The sequence below is a fragment of the Bradyrhizobium sp. P2_E8 genome (assembly GCF_056403875.1).
This window is the reverse complement of the sequence record NZ_JBFUES010001447.1, coordinates 1-1342: the sequence shown is the minus strand read 5'-3', so window position 1 is coordinate 1342 and position 1342 is coordinate 1. Positions and strand designations below refer to the sequence as shown.

The 1342-nt window shown below is 69.6% G+C and carries 2 protein-coding genes; both read left to right on the top strand.

Translation table 11 applies throughout. From position 1 onward, the window contains the following. Positions 1–761: ATP-binding cassette domain-containing protein (locus AC1D00_RS41285; RefSeq protein WP_477014664.1), on the top strand; the 761-nt coding region annotated here is incomplete at its 5' end. Next, positions 758–1342 (top strand): ABC transporter permease (locus tag AC1D00_RS41280; protein WP_477014663.1); only part of this gene is annotated, 585 nt, incomplete at its 3' end. The genes AC1D00_RS41285 and AC1D00_RS41280, both read left to right, overlap by 4 nt.

The window sequence follows — 1342 nt, the reverse complement described above, 5'->3', positions numbered from 1 at the left end:
GCTATGCACACGTCACCAAGAGCTTCGGCTCCCTCAGGGCCGTGGACGATGTGTCGCTCGACATCGCCGAGGGCGAGTTTGTGGCCATCGTCGGCGGCTCGGGCTCGGGCAAGACCACCCTGCTGCGGCTCGCCAACCGGCTGATCGAGGCGGATGGCGGCACCATCACGGTCGAGGGCGAGGACGTGCAAAACGTCGATCCGGTCGCGCTGCGGCGCCGGATCGGCTACGTCTTCCAGAGCGGCGGGCTGTTCCCGCACTTGAGCGTCGCCGACAATGTCGGGATCACGCCAAGGCTGCTGGGCGAGCCGGGAGCGGCAATCGCGGCACGCGTCGACGAGCTGCTGGAGCTCGTGCAGCTCGACCGCGCCGCGCATCGCGACCGGTTGCCCGAGGCGCTCTCCGGCGGCCAGCGCCAGCGCGTCGGCGTGGCGCGGGCGCTCGCGGCAAAACCCCGCATCGTGCTGATGGACGAGCCGTTCGGCGCCCTCGATCCCCTCACCCGCGATGCGCTCGGCGACGACTATCGTTCGCTGCATCGCAAGCTCGGCCTGACCACCGTCATGATCACGCATGACATGACTGAGGCGATCCTGCTCGCCGACCGCATCGCGGTGATGCACAGCGGCAAGCTGCTCGCGCAGGGCACGCCCGCGGAGCTCTCGAACAGCACCGACGCCTATGTGCTGGAGCTGCTGCGCACACCGCGCCGTCAGGTCGAACGGCTGAACGCGCTGCTGTCACAGAGCGGTGCGGCATGAGCCTCTTCTCCGATCCGCGCTGGAGCGACGCGCTGTCGCATCTTCCCGACTATCTCGGCAACCACGTGCGGGTGAGCTTGGCCGCGCTGGCGCTCGGCCTCGCCGTCAGCCTGCCGCTGGCGATCCTGACGCGCAACCGCCCGGCGCCGCGCGGCATCCTGCTCGCGCTCGCCAGCATCGTGCAGACCGTGCCCGGACTGGCGCTGCTCGCGCTGTTCTATCCGTTGTTGCTGGCGGCGGCGGCCCTGACGCTCGCCTGGTTCGGAATCTCCTTCTCGGCGTTCGGCTTCCTGCCGGCGATGCTGGCGCTGGCGCTGTATTCGATGCTGCCGGTGCTGCGCAACGGCATCACCGGGCTGAACGGCATCGACCCGGCGCTGATCGAAGCCGCTGAGGGCGTCGGCATGACCGCACGGCAGTCGCTGGTCCTGGTCGAGCTGCCGCTGGCGCTGCCGGTGATCATGGCGGGCATCCGCACCGCCGCGGTCTGGGTGATCGGCACCGCGACGCTCTCGACCCCGATCGGGCAGACCAGCCTCGGCAACTACATCTTTGCGGGGCTCCAGACCCAGAACTGGGTG